Genomic DNA, 17,422 nt, shown 5'->3' with positions numbered 1-17,422 from the left:
AAGATGGCAAGGCAGGGAGAAATATCGTACAAGCACCCCAACTACCCCCTTGAGGGGTCCGGGGGGATCATCCCCCCGGTGGGTCCAGGGCAAAGCCCTGGCCGCCGGAGGCGTTTCTCATGCCAAGCATCATTGAGACCTGTCTGGCCGGGCCGTTGGCCCTGGAAATCGTTTGGAATGGCGACACGGTTATCGGACTCAAACTGTCCTGGGCCGAGGGCAAGAGCCGGGAGCTGCGCACTCCGGCCGGCGAGGCCGTGCAGGCGGCGCTGGCCCGGTATGTGGCCGGCGAGGGCTGCCAGTGGCCGCCGTTGCCCTATGCCTGGGACGGGGTGACGGAATTTTCGCGGCAGGTACTGACGGAACTGGCCAAGGTGCCGGCCGGGCAAAAGGTCAGCTACGGCTGGCTGGCGGCCCAGGTCGGACGCCCCAAGGCGGCCCGGGCCATCGGCCGGGTCATGGCCAACAACCGCTTTCCGCTCATCTTCCCCTGCCACCGGGTGGTCGGGACCAGCGGCGCGCTCACCGGCTTCGGGCCGGGCATCGACATGAAACAATATCTGCTGGAACTCGAAGGGGCGAAGTAGTCTGAAAACTGGGGCGCTGCCCCAGGCCCCGCCGGGGGGATCATCCCCCCGGACCCCCGAAAGGGAAGAATGAATGCAGGGCGAGGATAGGTTTTCTATGTTTACGGGACTTGTCATGGGGTGGGGCCGGATCGCGGCCGTTGAGGCGCGCGGCGATGAGACGCGGTTTCGCATCAAGGCGCTGTTTGCGCTGGAAAATATCGTCCTTGGCGAATCCATCGCGGTCAACGGCGTGTGCCTGACCGTGGAAACGGCCGGCCACCGGGAATTTACCGCCTATGCCTCGGGCGAAACCCTGTCGTGCTCCAATCTCGGGGCGCTGAAAATCGGCAGCACGGTCAACCTGGAGCGCGCCCTGGCCCTGGGCGACCGCCTCGGCGGCCATCTGGTGTCCGGCCACGTGGACTGTCTGGCCGAAGTGGCGTCCGTGACCCCGGCTGGACAGTCTGTCCAATACAAAATAACGTTTCCCGAAGAAAATTCGATGTTCGTTGTGCCCAAGGGCTCGGTGGCCCTGGACGGCATCAGCCTGACGGTGAACGAGTGCGGCAACGGTTTTTTAACCGTCAACATCATTCCGTCCACCCAGGGAGCCACGACGATTTCCGGCTGGAAGCCGGGCGTTGTGGTCAACATGGAGACGGACATGCTCGGCAAGTACGTGCTGCGCATGCTTGGGCCGTGGAAGGACGCCAAGGCCGGCAAACAGTCGCAGATTTCCGAGGCGTTTTTGCGGGAGCACGGGTTTTAATGAAATGCCGCAGCAGCCTCGAACCCACTGCCCCGGCTTCTCGGCCTCTTCCCCGGATGCGTGCGGCTCCCGGTAGCAACGAGGCTGACACGCGCCGCAACATGGTGGTCATGGCCGCACAAGGATAAGCCAACAGGAGCCGCCCCATGAAATTTTTCGTCACCCTTCTGCTGTGCGCTGCGCTGTGCCTGCCCGCCGCAATGGCCCGGGCCGCCGACAACGAGGAATCCCAAGCCTTTGAGGCGGCCACCAAATGGCTGGCCCTGTGCGACGCCGGCCGCTATCCTGAAAGCTGGCGGGAAGCCTCGTCCTTTTTCCGTGGGGCCATCACCGAAACAGCCTGGACCGACGCCCTCACCGGCATCCGAAAGCCCCTTGGCGCGGTCAAAGACCGCACCCGGCAATCCTTCGTGCTGGCCCGGTCCCTGCCCGGCGCACCCGACGGCTCCTACATCGTCCTGACCTACGATACCGTCTTTGCCAACAAGGCCAACGCCGTGGAAACCGTCACCTTCATGCTGGACAAGGACGGCTCCTGGCGCGCCGCCGGCTATTTCATCAAGTAGAACCCGCCCGGACGCGCCGCCAAAGGAACCCACCCATGCCCATCGACTACCGCAGCGTGTGCATCTTCGTGGCCGATATGGACCGCGCCCGGGTCTTTTACGAGGACGTGCTCGGCCAGACCCCGGTCCATGTGCTCTCCGGCTATGTCGCCTATCCCCATTTCTGCCTGTGGGGAACGGCAACCGCCCGGGGCATCATCTTTGACGAGGACGCCGCCACCCCGGACGGCCCCATGGGCAGCGACAATCTGGAGCTCTATTTCGAGGACGCCGCCATCGAAGACGCCTTTGAGCGCGTCATGACCCGGGCCGAGATCATCCATCCCCCCAAAAGCGCCCCCTGGGGCCAGCGGGCCTTTCGCCTGCGCGACCCGGACGGCCATATTATCGAGGTGGCCGAACCCATGGACGCCGTCATCGTGCGTCTGTCCGACTCCGGCCTTGGCCCGGTGGAAATCGCCGGAGCCACCATGATGCCCGAGGAATTCGTGCGCATGGTGCTCGGCAGCTGAACCCATGGCGAAGCCCCCGGCAACAAGTTGTGATATTCATTATCCGCCCCCTAATCTTTCGCGTTCGTGCAGCCGATAAGTATTCGTAGAAATGCAGGAGGGGTTGCCATGGACGCCGCAAGCCTTTCCCTCATGGGAGCGAGCCTCAATTCCACGCTGCTGCAGACGCAAAAAGCCGGGCAAACCGTTGCCGTAACGCCCACTGTCACCGAAGCGAGCGCTGCCCAGACGGGCAACATGCTGTCAGGTAACTTCGTCAAAACGAATTTTGAGCAGTCCAAATATCTGACTTCCCGGCTGGACAGCTACCAGACGGACAAATCCTTCGGCAACAGCATGAACTCCATGCTCACCGATCTGGCTGCCCAGTTTGCATTGACTGCCTCCACCCTGCACGCCGCAGACGGCAACCCCCAATACCTCGCCGCCTATCTGAACAAGCACAAGGCCGACAATAGCGTCGGCCAACTCGTCGATCAGCAAGTCGCCAAGGCGTCCCAGGCCAGCCTTGACGCCACCCGCGACGACCTCGAAGCCCGCGCCGAGGCCGCCACCGACGGCTCGACCGCAACCGACACGACCGCGACCGGCGGCGAAGCAGCCGCCGTGTCTGCCGACGCTGCAGCCTCGGCCGCGACCGGCGGGGAAACGGCGACGCCGCAGACGCCTGCTGCGCCGACCGCCGCCGCGGCACCAGCCGCGCCTGCCGTCGCGATGGCCGCCGCGACGCCCCCCAGCATTGATATTCAGGTCTGAGGGCCGCGCGGCCGGGGGGAAGACAGAAGAGCCTCCGGCAGCCAAAGGGTTGAGCCCTTTGGAATCCCTCCTGGAGGGCAAGGGTTATGGGGGGAGCGCCTGCCGCTTCACCCCCCCTTAAAAACGTCTCCAGTCGCAGGGGTCCGGGGGATCATCCCCCCGGCCGCCGGCAACGGTGCGGCCTTGCCTCGTAAACTCGCCTATGGCCGAAAAAACCAGTCATTCCAGACCGCTTGCCTTGGCCGCCCCCCTGAAGTAGATTGCCACCCCTTTGCCCCGGCCCGAACCGGGTCTTTGGTCTTTCCCCCATGGAGCCGGTCGCCCCAGGCCGGCCCAAACGAGGTACACGCAAGATGCACATCACCCCCATCGATGAAGCCATCGAGGAAATCCGCGCCGGACGGATGATCATCCTCGTCGACGACGAAGACCGCGAAAACGAAGGCGACCTCACCGTTGCCGCCGAAAAGGTCACCCCGGAACTCATCAATTTCATGGCCACCCACGGCCGGGGCCTCATCTGCCTGTCGCTGGCCCCCAACCTCGTGGACCAGCTCGGCCTGCCCATGATGACCGAGGACAACAAGTCGCCCTTTGGCACCGGCTTTACCGTGTCCATCGAGGCCAAGGTCGGCGTCTCCACCGGCATCTCCGCCTTTGATCGGGCAACGACCATTCTCTCGGCCGTGGCCGACGGGGCCGTGCCTGATGATCTGGTCACCCCCGGACACATCTTTCCGCTGCGCGCCCGGGAAGGCGGCGTCCTCGACCGCGCCGGCCAGACCGAAGGCAGCGTGGACCTGGCCAGACTCGCCGGCCTCAAGCCGGCTGCGGTCATCTGCGAAATCATGCGCGAAGACGGCAACATGGCCCGGATGCCGGACCTCGTCGAATTCGCCGAGAAGCACAATATCAAGATCGCAACCGTGGCCGACCTCATCCGCTACCGGATGCGCTTTGGCCACACAGCCGTCACCAAGGTGGCCGACGCCACCCTGCCCACGGCCTTTGGCTCGTTTCGGGCCATCGCCTTCGAGGCCAGTTCGGATAAAAAGACCCACATCGCCCTGGTCAAGGGCGACATCGTCCCGGGCGAAGACGTGCTGGTGCGCGTGCACAGCGAATGCCTGACCGGCGACGTGTTCGGGTCGCTGCGCTGCGACTGCGGCAACCAGCTCCATCAGGCCATGCGCATGATCGAGGACGAGGGCAAGGGCGTCATCCTCTACATGCGCCAGGAAGGCCGGGGCATCGGCCTTGGCAACAAGATCAAGGCCTACGCCCTCCAGGACCAGGGGCTCGACACCGTGGAAGCCAACCTCAAGCTCGGCTTCAAGGCCGATCTGCGGGAATACGGCACCGGCGCGCAAATCCTCGTGGAACTGGGCGTTCGCAAGATGCGCCTTATGACCAACAATCCCAAAAAGATCGTCGGCCTGGAAGGCTATGGCCTGGAAGTGGTGGACCGGGTGCCCATCGAGACCTGCCCCTGCTCCGAAAACACCTGCTACCTGACCACCAAGCGCGACCGCATGGGCCACATCCTGACCCTGCCGGACTGCGCCACGGCCAAATAACGACCCACGACACCACGCAAACGACGGGCAACCGTCCGGGAGAATCGCCATGCAGCACGTGAGCACCATCGAGGGACAGCTCGACGCCAAGGGACTCAAGTTCGCCCTGGTGGCCGGGCGCTTTAACGACTTCATCACCGAACGCCTCGTCGGCGGAGCGGTGGATTACCTGACCCGCCACGGCGGCGACCGGGCCGACATCACCATCGTGCGCGTGCCCGGCGCTTTCGAGATTCCCCTGGCCGCCAAGAAGCTGGCTGTCTCGGGCACCTACCACGGCGTCATCTGCCTGGGCGCGGTCATCCGCGGCGCCACGCCGCATTTCGATTACGTGGCCAACGAGTGCGTCAAAGGCCTGGCCCAGGTCATGCTCGAGACCAACGTGCCGGTCGGCTTTGGCGTGCTGACCGTCGACACCCTGGAGCAGGCCATCGAGCGGGCCGGCAGCAAGGCTGGCAACAAAGGCGTTGAAGCGGCAGCCGCCGTGCTGGAAATGGTCCGTGTCCTGGAGCAAATCTAACCGAAGCCCACTATGCCAGAACCTGAAGAGAAAAAGCCGGCGTCCCGCCGCAAGGCCCGCAAGCAGGCCTTTGAGTGCCTCTACGGCCTGATCTTTGAGTCCGCTGTTGACGAACGGTCGCTGTTGCGGGTCTTTCGCCACTGCCCCCACGACGTGGCCGAGGGCGACGATCCCGCCGGCCAGCAGTTTGCCTGGGAACTGGTCCAGGGCGTGTGGCAGAACCAGACCGACATCGACGCCTTGATCGTGCGCTTTTCCAAGAACTGGAAAATCTCGCGCATCGCCAAGGTGGAGCTGACCATTTTGCGGCTGGCCGTCTACGAAATCCTCAAACGGCCCGACATTCCGCTTCGGGTATCGCTTAACGAGGGCATCGAACTGGCCAAACGCTATGGCGATGAGAACTCGCGCAACTTCATAAACGGCATCCTCGACGCCATTGCCAAGGCCGTTGACAGCGGCGAGTTCGAGATACAAAAAGACTTGTAGGCACGAACCGACATCTGCCGGAGAATCTGCCGATGAACATCGAAACAGTGCTGGCCGACTTCGCCGCCCTGCCGCCAAAGGCCCAGGAAGAGGCGGCCGATTTCATCGCATTTTTGCGGGCGCGCCATGGTGCGTCCGCTCCGGCCGGGCCGGAGGCCACAGCTGATGCGGCGGCCTTTTGCGGCTTGTGGCGCGACCGGGAAGACATGGCCGACGCCACGGCCTGGGTTGAGGCGCAGCGCCGCCAGGACTGGAACCGCTAACCGTGGCCGGCGTCGTCGTCTTCGACACCGACGTGCTGATCGACTACGGGCGCGCAGACGCGAAAGCCATGGCTGTTCTTGAGGCGGCACGGGCCCAGGCAAGGCCGGCTGTCAGCCTCGTCACCTCGCTGGAACTTCTGGCCGGTTGCAGGGACAAACAGGAACTTGTCATACTTGACGCCTTTATGGCCACCTTTCGGCTGATTCATTTTGACGGCATGATTTCCAGATGCACCCAGGACCTTATGCGCCGCTACCGGCTCAGCCACGGACTTCGGATGCCAGACGCCATCATTGCAGCCACGGCCCTGACCAACGGCTGGCCGCTCATTTCCAAAAACCAGAAAGACTACCGGTTCATTGAAGGCATCACCCTGCCCCCCTACCCCGATTTGTGATGATCTGTCCGCTGTCGCCCGTCCGAAAGCGCCGGACAATACCTTTCCCGCCAAGGAGCATTTCCCCATGAGTAGATATGTGCCCGAGGACGTCGAAACCAAATGGCAACGCATCTGGGAGGACGGCGGCCACTTCCACGTGGAAGCCGATCCGTCCAGGCCCAAGTACTACGTCCTGGAAATGTTCCCCTACCCCTCGGGACGCATCCATATGGGGCATGTGCGCAACTACTCCATCGGCGACGTGGTGGCCCGGTTCAAGCGCATGGAAGGCCACAACGTGCTCCATCCCATGGGCTGGGACGCCTTTGGCATGCCGGCGGAAAACGCCGCCATCAAGCACAAGCTCCATCCGGCCGCCTGGACCATCTCCAACATCGATTCCATGCGCGTCCAACTCCAGCGCCTGGGCTATTCCTATGACTGGCGGCGCGAAATCGCCACCTGCCACCCCGGCTACTACGTCCACGAACAGCGCTTTTTCCTCAAGTTCCTGGAAAAGGGCCTGGTCTACCGCAAGCACTCGCCCCAGAATTGGTGCGAGACCTGCGGCACGGTACTGGCCAACGAGCAGGTCATTGACGGCTGCTGCTGGCGCTGCGACCAACCTGTGGTCCAGAAGGATCTGGAGCAGTGGTTTTTACGCATCACCGACTATGCCGAGGAACTCCTGGACGACCTGGAAACCCTGGTCGGCGGCTGGCCCGAGCGCGTGCTCACCATGCAGCGCAACTGGATCGGCAAATCCGTCGGCGCGGAACTCACCTTCGCCCTGGCCGCGCCGGTGGCCGGAGCGGACGGCATCACGGTTTTCACCACCCGCCCGGACACCCTTTTCGGGGCCACCTTCATGAGCCTTGCCGCCGAGCATCCGCTCGTGCCGGCCCTCATTGCCGGCAAGCCCCAGGAAGCGGCGGTCACGGCCTTTGTGGACAAGGTCCGCAACATGGACCGCATCGTGCGCTCGGCCGACGATCTGGAAAAAGAAGGTGTCTTTACCGGGGCCTATTGCGTAAACCCGGCCACCGGCCGTGAAATTCCCATTTACGTGGCCAACTTCGTGCTCATGGGCTACGGCACCGGCGCGGTCATGGCCGTGCCGGCCCACGACCAGCGCGACTTCGAGTTCGCCCGCAAGTACGACCTGCCCATGACCGTCGTCATCGAGCCCGAAGGACAGACGCTTGACGTGGCAGCCCTGGAAGCGGCCTACACCGAACCGGGCCTGCTGGTTGCCTCCGGCCAGTTTACCGGGATGCCAAACGAGGCGGCCAAGAGCGCCATTATCGACTGGCTCGACGGCTCCGGGCGCGGCAAAAAAAGCATCAACTACCGCCTGCGCGACTGGAACATCTCGCGCCAGCGCTACTGGGGCGCGCCCATTCCGGTCATCTACTGCGACACCTGCGGCATCGTGCCCGTGCCTGACGCCGATTTGCCGGTGGAACTGCCGCGCGATCTCGCCCTCATGCCCGACGGCCGCTCGCCGTTGCCCCATTCGCCGTCCTTTACCGACGTGGCCTGTCCCCTTTGCAACGGCAAGGCCCGGCGCGAGACGGATACGCTCGACACCTTCTTCGAGTCGTCCTGGTATTTCGCCCGCTACGCCTCGGCCCGGGAGCAGGACCGGCCGTTTGATCCGGCCGAACTGGCCTACTGGCTGCCGGTTGACCAGTACATCGGCGGCATCGAACACGCCATTTTGCACCTGCTCTATTCCCGCTTTTTCGTCAAAGCCCTGCGCGACTGCGGTCTGGTCGCCTTCAACGAGCCCTTTGCCAACCTGCTGACCCAGGGCATGGTCATCAAAGACGGCTCGAAGATGAGCAAGTCCAAGGGCAACGTGGTGGACCCGGACATCATGATCGCCAAGTACGGGGCCGACACCGTGCGGGTGTTCATCCTCTTTGCCGCGCCGCCGGAAAAGGACCTGGAATGGAGCGACACCGGCATCGAGGGCGCGTCGCGCTTCCTGTCGCGCCTGTGGCGGCTGGTCACCGGCGAGCTCGCCGGCCTGCTCACCCCGGTTGCCCCGTGCTCCCCGGCCGCAACCCTGCACATCGACGCGCTGCCGCCGATCTTTGCCGAACTGCGCCGCCGCGAACACGCCACCGCCGCCAAGGCCGGGGCCGACATCCGCGAACGCTTCCAGTTCAACACGGCCATTGCCGCGGCCATGGAGCTGGTCAACTTCCTGTATGCCAATGTCGAATCCCTGCGGGCCGAGCCCAAGGGGGCCAAGGCCGTGTCCTCGGCTGTCGGCACGCTGCTCGCCGTGCTCTCGCCCATCGCCCCGCACATCTGCGAGGAATTGTGGCAGACCATCGGCCACAAGGCGCTTTTGATCGAACAGCCCTGGCCGGCCCACGACCCCTCGGCCCTGGTGACCGACGAGGTGGAGATCGTGGTGCAGGTGTGCGGCAAGCTGCGCGGCAAGCTGAGCGTGGCCCGGGACGCCTCCAACGAAGACGTGGAAAAGGCCGCCCTGGCCGAGGCCAATGTGCTCAAACACATCGAAGGCAAGACCATCCGCAAGGTGATCGTCGTGCCGGGCAAGCTGGTCAACGTGGTGGCGAACTAACCAGGCAATGCCGTCGGAAAAATAGGTAAAAGCCGGGAGGAGGATCATTCTCCCGGCTTTATGTTCAGCGGAACGCCTATGGTGGCATTTTTTTTGCTTAATTTAATAGGTAAGCAAATTTTTCTCTTGACCGAAAATGCATCTATCTATTAATCAGGAGGTGCCCATGACAGCAACTACCCTTACCCCAGAAATATCGGAACTGCGCTCGACATCCATACAATTTGTTTATCTGATGTTTTTTTTCTTGTTATTACTAATTACTCTTACAATAGGATTTTCAACGTACTTTTGCATACAAGACGATGGAGAAATTTTTTTAAAATTTTGCTCAAACTACGTTTTTATACTTTTTAACTTTGCAGACAACACAATTGCAACGTCAGTACTGCAAGCACTGCCTCTTTGTCTTGTTGCAATTGACAGAATAATGCTCGAAAAGAAAGCAGCCTCTTGGTACAGCTTTTCAATTTTTTCGATGCACATAGCTTCACTTGTCACAGTCCTTTATGTTACGCAATACACAAAGCACAACATTAATGACTTAATACAGCGGATACCAAATGGATTCACCACAGCTCCTCAGTTTATTGATGTATTAAACTTCATAACTCGGCAAAATTTTACAAATTTTACATTTCTTGTTGGCCTTAAGATCACAAATTCACAAAAGGTATGCAGTGATGGCTAAATTTTTTGTGTTTGCTTTAATCTTTCTTTCCCCCCTTATAGCCGAAGGCACGGTCCTTAAAGTAGCGGTTGATTCTGGGTTCATTAAAAAAATGGAAAAATCAGAACCAAGAATTCACGAAATTCATGGCGACGAGTGCGGTATCAAGCGCCAATCTTTTAGCGCAAATGCATGGAATTACGAAGTTGCCAGCGAAAAAATCTACTCTCCGCTAAGTATCATGGTCGATGAGACACTCCTGGACGGCTTCTCCTTAAAACCGCTTACCGCATGGGTCCCATATAACAGGGACAAACCACTATTCATTGCGCTCCACCCACAAGAAAAAAAACAGAATGTCTTCGACATTGCCGATGATTTTCAATTTTGCGACCTTTCAGACAAGGACATGACCACTGACACGCTCTTTGAATACTATCAAACACTCTATCTTGGGTTTAAGCATGTTATGGAGTATCGCTCCATTAAAGTACTTGGAGAAAAAACTCCCTCAAAGGGAGACATACTTATCGTGTTTAAGTTTATCCAGGCAAAACTCAGGCTTGCGGAGATACTCGTACTGGATGAAGACCAAGAAGAGCTAAACCAGGCATATCAGTGGCTTGAGTACGTAAAAAATAGATACCACAATAAGCTTCAGGAAGCTCTTGCCAGCGGTATGGGAGCAGAAAATCAATACAAGCAGATTTTTGAACTCAAAAAAGGCGTCAAGAACAAAATAATGGAAGAGATGTGGACAACCATTTCTGCCGAAAAGGACAACGAAAAGAAACTAGCTTTATTGACAGAATACAATCGGATCGTAAAATCTTTTATTACCGAGGAAGAATACAGATACTTTAATAAGAATTGTCCAAAAGGCCTGCGTAAAGGGATTATCCTGTCCACGACAGCTGGAGTTCTGAGCAAGGTCATAAAAAATAAATGCAAATATACGGACGACTACTCCCCCCGCTTTTCACTTAGACAAGAAGACAAAAAAACGTATCTATCCTCATCTCGGAAATAGACTCATTAATATCTGACAACATCGACTCTGAATTACATAGCAGTTTACATAGAGACAAGGAATGGTTTCTCGTGAATACGAACTTCGATCATTAATCATCACGCAAGGAGCAAATTCCCTAGGCTCATCCATCCCGCTCGACTGCCGCCTCAGGCGGCAGCAACCCGCCGGCCACGCGGCCGGAGACGGACAGCGGTTTTCGCGGCGGCTCCGTGGCTCCCGGATTGCGCCGCTTGAGCACCGCACCGGTCGCAATGGCGTACAGCCCCGGTGAAAACCGCGACAGCCCCCGGCCCAGCCAGTACAGGAGGATTATGGCGGCAAGGCCCGGCAGGAAAAAGGCGACCATCTGCCCCGGGGCGGTCGCCGGCTGCCACAGGGCCAAAAGCCGCGTCTGCAACACGGACACCGTTGGTTCGTGGGTCAGGAAAATGAAAAAACTGTAGGCAGCCAGCCGGTGCAAAAGCCCACTGCCGGCCAGCCACGACTGGCGCGACAGGCTCCACAGGGCCAAAACCCCAAGCATCTGATAGCCCTTTTTGAGGGCCGCATAGGCGTAAACATCCTGCCCGAGCCACGGGGCCAGCCCGACCACAACCGTTGCGGCAACGAAAAGCGGCAGCAGCCACCAATCCAGGCGCGCCGTCTTCCCCACATCCGCCCGGCTGCGGGCCAGCAGGCCGCCAAGGTAAAACCAGAAGGCAAACCCGGCCAGGCCGTATTCGTCGGCCGGGCTCTCCAGGAACCACACCGCGCCAAGCAGAAACAGACCGGTTATGGGCAGACGACGGAAAAACAGCAGAAAAAGCGGGGTAAGCGCGATGATCTTGAGCAGGTCGCGCAGAAACCACAGCGGATAGTTGAGCGGCGAGGTGCCAAGGCCCAAAAGCTTCGCCCCGATGCCGGCCTCCAGCAGAAAGGAACGCCCCCCGAAGTTTTCGATGCTGCCGACAGTGAGCAGCCAGACGATCCAGATGCCGTTGAACAGGAGAAACGGCACACCGATGGCCAGAAATTTTTTCGCCATGAGGCCGACATAGCCGGCCGGGGTCAGTTCGAGCTTTCGCAGCAGCAGATAGCCGGAAATACAGAAAAAGAGCGGCACCGCCAGACAGGCCGGCCCCCGGTTGAAAGCCGTGGCCGCAAACTCCGTGCCCGGACCGGCAAAGGGCACAAGCGTGCCGAGAAACCGTCCGCCGTGGCAAAGGACAATAAGCCCGATCAGGATGATGCGCAGGACATCGATGCGCGCCGACACGGCCGCATCGACCGGACCGCGGCACGGTGTCAATCTGCCGTTGGCAGCAAGGGAAAGGGACAAGGATACACTCCGGGAAAGAGGGACCGGCCGCGGGTGAGCACGCCGCCGGCGGTTGGGAAGGGTGGCTTTCGCCACTGCCATGCCGGGACGTCGCCGCCGGCGGCAGGCAGGTTACAAAGGGGAAAGCCCTGGCCGGCCGCAGCCCTTATTCGGGGCTGCGGCCGGCTGCGGGGGAAACCAGGGAGGCACTCCCGGCCCGAAGCGCCAGGATCACAGGACCAGGGGCGCGGGTGTTTCTAGCGGACCAGCTCGGCCGGAGCCTTCCAGGCCTCCCAGACCGTCCGGGTCGGGGCGGCCATGGCCCGCCAGAAGGCCGGGAAGTCCGCCTCGGTCACGTCGTCGATGTGCTTGCTCCCGAGATCGAAAAATTTGGCATACGCCGCCCGCCGCGCCGGACACGTGCCCAGGTCGCGGTAGGTGGCCTGCCAATCGCCCGGATCGCGAAGGCCCCGGCCATAGGTCTCGGAATAGTCGTACTCCTGCCGCCAGCCCTTGCCGGTCGCCAGATCCAGGGAATAGGTCACCACGTCAAGGACGGCCAGGGAGTCGCGGTCATAGCTGTAGACCTGATAGCCGGGATTGTTGCCGGTCACCGGCGAAATGGACGGAGCCAGACGCATTCCGCCCACGGGCGTCCCGTCCGGGCCGGGAATGAGCCGCAGATCGTCGCGATGGACATGGCCGGCAAACGAGGCCCGGATGATGGGCGCGTAGTCGGTGAGCAGCCGGACATAGGCATCGTTTTGGGCCTCGACCAGAAACGGCTTGTAGCGGGCCTCGCCCTTGTGCCCCTGTTTGCGCGCGTCGGACAGGGCGTCGTCGCCGGGCGGGATATGGGCCATGACCCAGACCTTCTCGCCCCGCGCCCTGGCCCCGGACAATTCACGCTCCAGAAAGGTCAAAACCGCCGCGCCAAGGCCGGGGTCCGGGTATTTGACCGACCAGAAGACATTGTTGATGACAATGAGCCGGAGCCCGCCGGCTTCGGGCAGGGTCACGGCGTAGCAGCCGTACTGCGGATAGGTGCCGAGAAAATCCGCGCGTGAGGCCTCGTTTGGCAGGAGCAGGGCCGTGGCCTGGGCCGTGAGCGCCAGATAGGGGCTCTCCGGGCGGATGCGGTAGTCGCCCTCCACGCTGTCGTTGTTGCCCAGGGCCACGTAGACCGGCACACCGGGAAAATAGCGCGCCACTTCCCCGAAAAAATACTCCACGGTTTTCTGGATGAAGGCCTCCAGGCCGGCCTGGGTGTGGTCGCCGGTCAGCTTGGGATACAGCGTCCAGAACTGGTGGCACAAGAGATCGCCGGGAAACAGAAGAAAATTCGGGTTGGGAACCCGCTCGGCCATGTCGCTTAAAAAAGACTGGAAAAGCGCGTCGTTGCTGTCCTGGCCATAGGGCGGAAGCCCGGCCGGAGCCTTGGCCAGAATGTCGCGCCACTCGGCCACCGGGGCCGTGACCAGGGCCGGAACCAGGGCCGGGGCGGCAAAGGGGCTGAAGTGGACATCGGAAAACAGGGCAAAGGTTCCAGCCGTCCCGGGACTCGGCGCAGTAAACGAGGCCGCCGGCCCGTCAGGACAGCCCGCCCCCGAAGCCTTGGCCGCTAAAGCCCGGCCCTGGGTCGAGACCGCCAGCACGGCCAGACACAGCGCCAGGACCGTCCCCAAAAACCGCCACGGCCGGGTCAGCCGCTTTCCGCCGCAACCACCCCCACCACCATGACCACACCTGTCCCGCATACACCCTCCCACCAGACAATGTGACACCGGCAGGCCCCACACGACCCACCAGAAGCGGCCCGCCCGCCATACACCCGTTCCCGTTTCTCCCATGCCGGCGACAGCCTGACAAGACCATCCCGCGAAATCCTGTCCCCAAACCGGGACACTGCGGCCCGCCGGGTGGCTTGGCCATTCAGGCTGGATTTGATTGTCGGCATCAAATGAGACGGCCATGCAGGAAAACGTCATTGATATTGGCTGGTTGCGGCCTGTCGCCCCGGACCCCCAAGTGGGTTTCCAAAGGGCACTGCCCTTTGGCCGCCGGAGGCATTCTTTCTCTCCCCCTCTCCTCTTACCGCCTAAAATAATTACTTTTTATCGTATTCGAACAACCGGCCGCGGATGATGGCCTGGCGGCCGAATTTATTGCGGATGGCGTCGAGGGCGCTGTCTATTTTGGTATTGTGTTGCTGTTTGGTTTGGCCGGGTTCTTCGAGGAGCGAGAGTTGCCGGGGCGTGTCGCCGAAGTGGGAGACGCCAAGGCCGATGAGGCGCAGGGGGTGGGGGAGGGACTCGGCGTTTAAGAGGTCCTGGCCGGTCTGGAAGATGGCGGCATCGGAATCGGTGGCTTCGGGCAGGGTGCGGCTGCGGGTGATTTGTTTGAAGGTATTGAATTTGAGTTTGAGGGTGATGGTGCGGCCGCGCAGGTGTTCCTGGCGCAATTCGCGGCCGATGCGTTCGGCCTGGCGCAGCAGCCAGGCGGCGAGGTAGTGCCGGTCGGCGGTATCGGTATCGAAGGTGTTTTCGGCGCTGATGGATTTGGCTTCGCGGTCGGTGGTGATGGTGGCGCTGCCTCTGGCGTGGGCCTTGTCGTACAGGGCGAGGCCGTATTTGCCGCAGTGCCGGGCCAGGAAGTCGGGGGTATGGTTGCGGATGTCGGCCACGGTGCGGATGCCCAGGCGGGCCAGGGTTTCTTCGGCCCGTTTGCCGACGCCGGGGATTTTGCCCACGGGCAGGGGGCCGAGGAAGTCGAGGGCGGCCTCGGGGGTGACGATGGTGAGGCCGTCGGGCTTGTCAAAGTCCGAGGCGATTTTGGCGATGAATTTGACCGGGGCGATGCCGATGGAGCACGGCAGGCCGGTGCTGGCGCGGATGGCGTCCTTGATGGTGCGGGCCAGGGTTTCGGGTGGTCCGAAGAGGGTCTGGGTGCCGGTGATGTCCACGTAGGCCTCGTCGATGGAGGCCGGTTCGACCAGCGGGGAGAACTGTCCCAGGGTGTGCATGACGATGCGGGAGACTTCGGCGTAGCGGCGTCGGTTGCCGGGCAGGAACACGCCGTGCGGGCAGCGCCGCCGGGCTTCGGACACGGGCATGGCCGAGCGCACGCCGTACACCCGGGCCTCGTAGGAGGCGGCCGAGACCACGCCGCGATGGTCGTGGCCGATAATGACGGGCTGTCCGGCCAGCGACGGATCGTCGTGTTGTTCGACGGAGGCAAAAAACGCGTCCATGTCGAGGTGCATGATGATCGTCATGGGCTTGCCATGCGACGGGGCCGGACAAAAGGCAAGAGGCGCGGCCAACTTCCGTCGGCCGCGCCCCTGATAACTATTCCCGGTGGGGGATTAGACGCCGACGTCGATCTGGGTGCCCTTGCCCATGCCGGCAAGAACTTTGCTCTGGAAATCGTGGTCAGCGTTCATCTGGCCGTTGGGCTCGGTGTTCATCTTGTTGATGGTTTCCGTCACAACCTGCGCGCCCATCGTCTGCTGTTGCATGGCCGGGGCTGCTACCCCGGCAGTGCTGCCGCCAATACCGTCCATGTGGCCTCCTGGGGGAATGAAAAGTCCCTTTGTGCTGTAACCTATCGGCCACATCCGCGACCGAGTTTAGTCCCTGGTTGGACAACGGGCCGTATTTCTTGCTATGCCGGGGTCTCGTCTCCCGCCCCGTCTCCAGGAGGAAGCCATGCCCGTTGACAGTTGTCCCTTACACGGTCTCGAAGCCGCTGATCTGTCCTGCTCCATTCGCGAGCACGTCACCCATTCCCTGGGCAAGCATTGTAGCGAAGCCGGCAACCGCGATGTGGCCACCGCCCTGTCCCTGACCCTGCGCGACCGCCTCGTGGATAAGATGCTCCAGACCCGGGACCGCTACCGCGAGGCCCGGGCCAAGCGCATGTATTACCTTTCCATCGAGTATCTGCTCGGCCGCTGCCTGGGGAACAACATCTTTAATATGAAGATCCAGGGCGAGATGGCTGAGCTCGTCTCCGGCTGGGGCTACAATCTGGAAGAGATCCGCGAATTCGAGCGCGATCCGGCCCTGGGCAACGGCGGCCTTGGCCGGCTGGCCGCCTGTTTCCTGGATTCCCTGGCCACCCTCGACATGCCCGGCTGCGGCTACGGCATCCACTACGAATACGGGCTGTTCAAGCAGTCCATTGAAAACGACCGGCAGGTGGAGCGTCCGGATTACTGGATGGCCGAAGGTATGCCGCTACAGCTTGAACGGCGCGACCAGTCGGTCATCGTGCCCATCTACGGCCGGGTGGAGAACCATCAGGCCCCGGACGGCAGCTATCTGCCCCTGTGGGTGGACTGGCAGGATCTGGTCGGCGTGCCCTACGACATCCCGATTGTGGGCTACGGTTTCAAAACGGTGAATTATCTGCGACTGTTTGCCGCCAAGTCCACGGACAGCTTCAACATGCAGATTTTCGACCAGGGCGACTACATAAAGGCCATTCACCAGAAGGTCTATTCCGAACTGATTTCCAAGATTCTGTATCCGAGCGAATCCATCTCGTTTGGCCGCGAGCTGCGGCTGGTGCAGGAGTATTTCCTGGTCTTTTGTTCCATCCGCGACATCACCCGCCGCTTTCTCAAGCAGAACCGGAACATCGAAGAGCTGCCGGAACATGCCGCCATCCAGCTCAACGACACCCACCCGGCCCTGGCCGTGGCCGAGCTGATGCGCCTTTTGGTGGACGAACGCCGCGTGCCCTGGGACCGGGCCTGGAACATCACCACCAGCACCCTGGCCTTTACCAACCACACGCTCATGCCCGAGGCCCTGGAGAAATGGTCGGTGGAGCTCATGGAAAAGGTGGTGCCGCGCCATTTGCAGATCATCTACGAGATCAACCGGCGCTTTCTCGATTCCGTGCGCCTCTCCGGCACGGTGGATACCGAAACCATCCGGCGCTTGTCGCTTATTGAGGAAAACGGCGGCAAGCAGGTGCGCATGGCCCATCTGGCCGTGGTCGGGTCCCACTCGGTCAACGGCGTGTCCAAGCTCCATTCCGAACTGGTCAAAAAAGTGCTCTTCCCGGACTATGCCGCCCTGTGGCCGGGAAAATTCAACAACAAGACCAACGGCGTGACCCCCAGGCGTTGGCTGTACAAGGCCAATCCCGGGCTGGCCGGGCTCATCACCGAGGCCATTGGCGAGGACTGGATCACCGACCTCGACCAACTGCAAAGGCTCGAACCCCTGGCCGATGACGCGGCCTTCCGGGAGAGTTTTGCCGCGGTCAAACGCGAACGCAAGGCCCACCTGGCCGCATTTCTGGCCAAGACCACCGGCATCGTGGTCTCCCCGGATGCCCTCTTCGACATGCAGGCCAAGCGCATCCACGAGTACAAGCGCCAGCTTTTAAACGCCATGCACGTCATCCACGA

18 protein-coding genes are annotated in these 17,422 nt (G+C 61.4%); 14 read left to right on the top strand and 4 right to left on the bottom strand.

The features are described from left to right. The first annotated feature begins 119 nt into the window (after positions 1-119). From DVDV_RS17750 to DVDV_RS17695, 13 genes are all read left to right on the top strand, one after another. Complete coding sequence (locus DVDV_RS17750; RefSeq protein ID WP_139311660.1) at positions 120-587, top strand: methylated-DNA--[protein]-cysteine S-methyltransferase; 468 nt, start codon at positions 120-122, stop codon at positions 585-587. Between the two features lie 97 nt (positions 588-684). After that, the gene (locus DVDV_RS17745; RefSeq protein ID WP_075355953.1) at positions 685-1,338 is read left to right on the top strand and encodes a riboflavin synthase; all 654 of its coding nucleotides are present in this window, start codon (positions 685-687) and stop codon (positions 1,336-1,338) included. Positions 1,339-1,484: 146 nt separating this feature from the next. Then, positions 1,485-1,904: a DUF4019 domain-containing protein gene (locus tag DVDV_RS17740; protein WP_075355952.1), complete on the top strand. Its 420-nt coding sequence runs from the start codon at positions 1,485-1,487 to the stop codon at positions 1,902-1,904. A 35-nt stretch (positions 1,905-1,939) separates the two neighbouring features. Beyond that, a complete protein-coding gene (locus DVDV_RS17735) occupies positions 1,940-2,416 on the top strand; it encodes a VOC family protein (protein WP_075355951.1) in 477 nt (158 codons plus the stop codon). Between the two features lie 108 nt (positions 2,417-2,524). Continuing rightward, a complete protein-coding gene (locus DVDV_RS17730; protein WP_075355950.1) occupies positions 2,525-3,172 on the top strand; it encodes a hypothetical protein in 648 nt (215 codons plus the stop codon). A 353-nt stretch (positions 3,173-3,525) separates the two neighbouring features. After that, on the top strand, positions 3,526-4,749 hold the full coding sequence (locus tag DVDV_RS17725) for a bifunctional 3,4-dihydroxy-2-butanone-4-phosphate synthase/GTP cyclohydrolase II (RefSeq protein ID WP_075355949.1): 1,224 nt from the start codon (positions 3,526-3,528) through the stop codon (positions 4,747-4,749). A 49-nt stretch (positions 4,750-4,798) separates the two neighbouring features. After that, on the top strand, positions 4,799-5,269 hold the full coding sequence (ribE, locus tag DVDV_RS17720; RefSeq protein WP_075355948.1) for a 6,7-dimethyl-8-ribityllumazine synthase: 471 nt from the start codon (positions 4,799-4,801) through the stop codon (positions 5,267-5,269). A 12-nt stretch (positions 5,270-5,281) separates the two neighbouring features. Further along, positions 5,282-5,758: a transcription antitermination factor NusB gene (gene nusB, locus DVDV_RS17715; RefSeq protein WP_075355947.1), complete on the top strand. Its 477-nt coding sequence runs from the start codon at positions 5,282-5,284 to the stop codon at positions 5,756-5,758. A gap of 32 nt (positions 5,759-5,790) precedes the next feature. Further along, entirely contained in the window at positions 5,791-6,021 is a 231-nt protein-coding gene (locus DVDV_RS17710; protein ID WP_075355946.1) for a hypothetical protein, read from the top strand. Positions 6,022-6,023: 2 nt separating this feature from the next. Next, positions 6,024-6,419 (top strand): type II toxin-antitoxin system VapC family toxin, encoded by a 396-nt coding sequence (locus DVDV_RS17705; protein WP_075355945.1) that lies wholly within the window; start codon positions 6,024-6,026, stop codon positions 6,417-6,419. Between the two features lie 67 nt (positions 6,420-6,486). Next, the gene (leuS, locus tag DVDV_RS17700; RefSeq protein WP_075355944.1) at positions 6,487-9,000 is read left to right on the top strand and encodes a leucine--tRNA ligase; all 2,514 of its coding nucleotides are present in this window, start codon (positions 6,487-6,489) and stop codon (positions 8,998-9,000) included. A gap of 166 nt (positions 9,001-9,166) precedes the next feature. Then, a complete protein-coding gene (locus DVDV_RS22455) occupies positions 9,167-9,691 on the top strand; it encodes a hypothetical protein (RefSeq protein WP_139311659.1) in 525 nt (174 codons plus the stop codon). Next, entirely contained in the window at positions 9,684-10,700 is a 1,017-nt protein-coding gene (locus DVDV_RS17695; RefSeq protein WP_075355943.1) for a hypothetical protein, read from the top strand. Before DVDV_RS22455 ends, DVDV_RS17695 begins: the two co-directional genes overlap by 8 nt. A gap of 124 nt (positions 10,701-10,824) precedes the next feature. Here the strand turns inward: DVDV_RS17695 and DVDV_RS17690 are convergent, their stop codons facing one another. The 4 genes from DVDV_RS17690 to DVDV_RS17675 all read right to left on the bottom strand — a co-directional run bounded on the left by DVDV_RS17690 (position 10,825) and on the right by DVDV_RS17675 (position 15,562). Beyond that, the gene (locus tag DVDV_RS17690; protein WP_075355942.1) at positions 10,825-12,021 is read right to left on the bottom strand and encodes an acyltransferase; all 1,197 of its coding nucleotides are present in this window, start codon (positions 12,019-12,021) and stop codon (positions 10,825-10,827) included. A gap of 236 nt (positions 12,022-12,257) precedes the next feature. Continuing rightward, the gene (locus DVDV_RS17685) at positions 12,258-13,757 is read right to left on the bottom strand and encodes a metallophosphoesterase (protein WP_254845437.1); all 1,500 of its coding nucleotides are present in this window, start codon (positions 13,755-13,757) and stop codon (positions 12,258-12,260) included. Positions 13,758-14,107: 350 nt separating this feature from the next. Next, the gene (locus DVDV_RS17680) at positions 14,108-15,274 is read right to left on the bottom strand and encodes a DNA polymerase IV (RefSeq protein WP_075355941.1); all 1,167 of its coding nucleotides are present in this window, start codon (positions 15,272-15,274) and stop codon (positions 14,108-14,110) included. 90 nt (positions 15,275-15,364) lie between these two features. Beyond that, entirely contained in the window at positions 15,365-15,562 is a 198-nt protein-coding gene (locus tag DVDV_RS17675; RefSeq protein WP_075355940.1) for a hypothetical protein, read from the bottom strand. 145 nt (positions 15,563-15,707) lie between these two features. On the opposite strand from DVDV_RS17675, the gene glgP reads away from it, so the two are divergent. Beyond that, on the top strand, positions 15,708-17,422 hold a 1,715-nt coding region (gene glgP / locus DVDV_RS17670), incomplete at its 3' end, for a glycogen/starch/alpha-glucan family phosphorylase (protein ID WP_075355939.1).

This window comes from Desulfovibrio sp. DV (genome assembly GCF_001936595.1).
In the GTDB taxonomy this organism is placed as follows: Bacteria; Desulfobacterota; Desulfovibrionia; order Desulfovibrionales; family Desulfovibrionaceae; genus Solidesulfovibrio.
This window is presented reverse-complemented; position numbering and strand designations above follow the sequence as displayed.

Excerpts from the sequence above, each read along its gene's own strand:
- DVDV_RS17685 (WP_254845437.1), bottom strand. The coding sequence starts at position 13,757 with ATGCGGGACAGGTGTGGTCATGGTGGTGGGGGTGGTTGCGGCGGAAAG.
- DVDV_RS22455 (WP_139311659.1), top strand. The coding sequence starts at position 9,167 with ATGACAGCAACTACCCTTACCCCAGAAATATCGGAACTGCGCTCGACA.
- DVDV_RS17750 (WP_139311660.1), top strand. The coding sequence starts at position 120 with ATGCCAAGCATCATTGAGACCTGTCTGGCCGGGCCGTTGGCCCTGGAA.
- nusB (WP_075355947.1), top strand. The coding sequence starts at position 5,282 with ATGCCAGAACCTGAAGAGAAAAAGCCGGCGTCCCGCCGCAAGGCCCGC.
- DVDV_RS17745 (WP_075355953.1), top strand. The coding sequence starts at position 685 with ATGTTTACGGGACTTGTCATGGGGTGGGGCCGGATCGCGGCCGTTGAG.
- DVDV_RS17680 (WP_075355941.1), bottom strand. The coding sequence starts at position 15,274 with ATGACGATCATCATGCACCTCGACATGGACGCGTTTTTTGCCTCCGTC.
- DVDV_RS17735 (WP_075355951.1), top strand. The coding sequence starts at position 1,940 with ATGCCCATCGACTACCGCAGCGTGTGCATCTTCGTGGCCGATATGGAC.
- DVDV_RS17730 (WP_075355950.1), top strand. The coding sequence starts at position 2,525 with ATGGACGCCGCAAGCCTTTCCCTCATGGGAGCGAGCCTCAATTCCACG.
- DVDV_RS17695 (WP_075355943.1), top strand. The coding sequence starts at position 9,684 with ATGGCTAAATTTTTTGTGTTTGCTTTAATCTTTCTTTCCCCCCTTATA.
- DVDV_RS17710 (WP_075355946.1), top strand. The coding sequence starts at position 5,791 with ATGAACATCGAAACAGTGCTGGCCGACTTCGCCGCCCTGCCGCCAAAG.
- ribE (WP_075355948.1), top strand. The coding sequence starts at position 4,799 with ATGCAGCACGTGAGCACCATCGAGGGACAGCTCGACGCCAAGGGACTC.
- DVDV_RS17740 (WP_075355952.1), top strand. The coding sequence starts at position 1,485 with ATGAAATTTTTCGTCACCCTTCTGCTGTGCGCTGCGCTGTGCCTGCCC.
- DVDV_RS17725 (WP_075355949.1), top strand. The coding sequence starts at position 3,526 with ATGCACATCACCCCCATCGATGAAGCCATCGAGGAAATCCGCGCCGGA.
- leuS (WP_075355944.1), top strand. The coding sequence starts at position 6,487 with ATGAGTAGATATGTGCCCGAGGACGTCGAAACCAAATGGCAACGCATC.
- DVDV_RS17675 (WP_075355940.1), bottom strand. The coding sequence starts at position 15,562 with ATGGACGGTATTGGCGGCAGCACTGCCGGGGTAGCAGCCCCGGCCATG.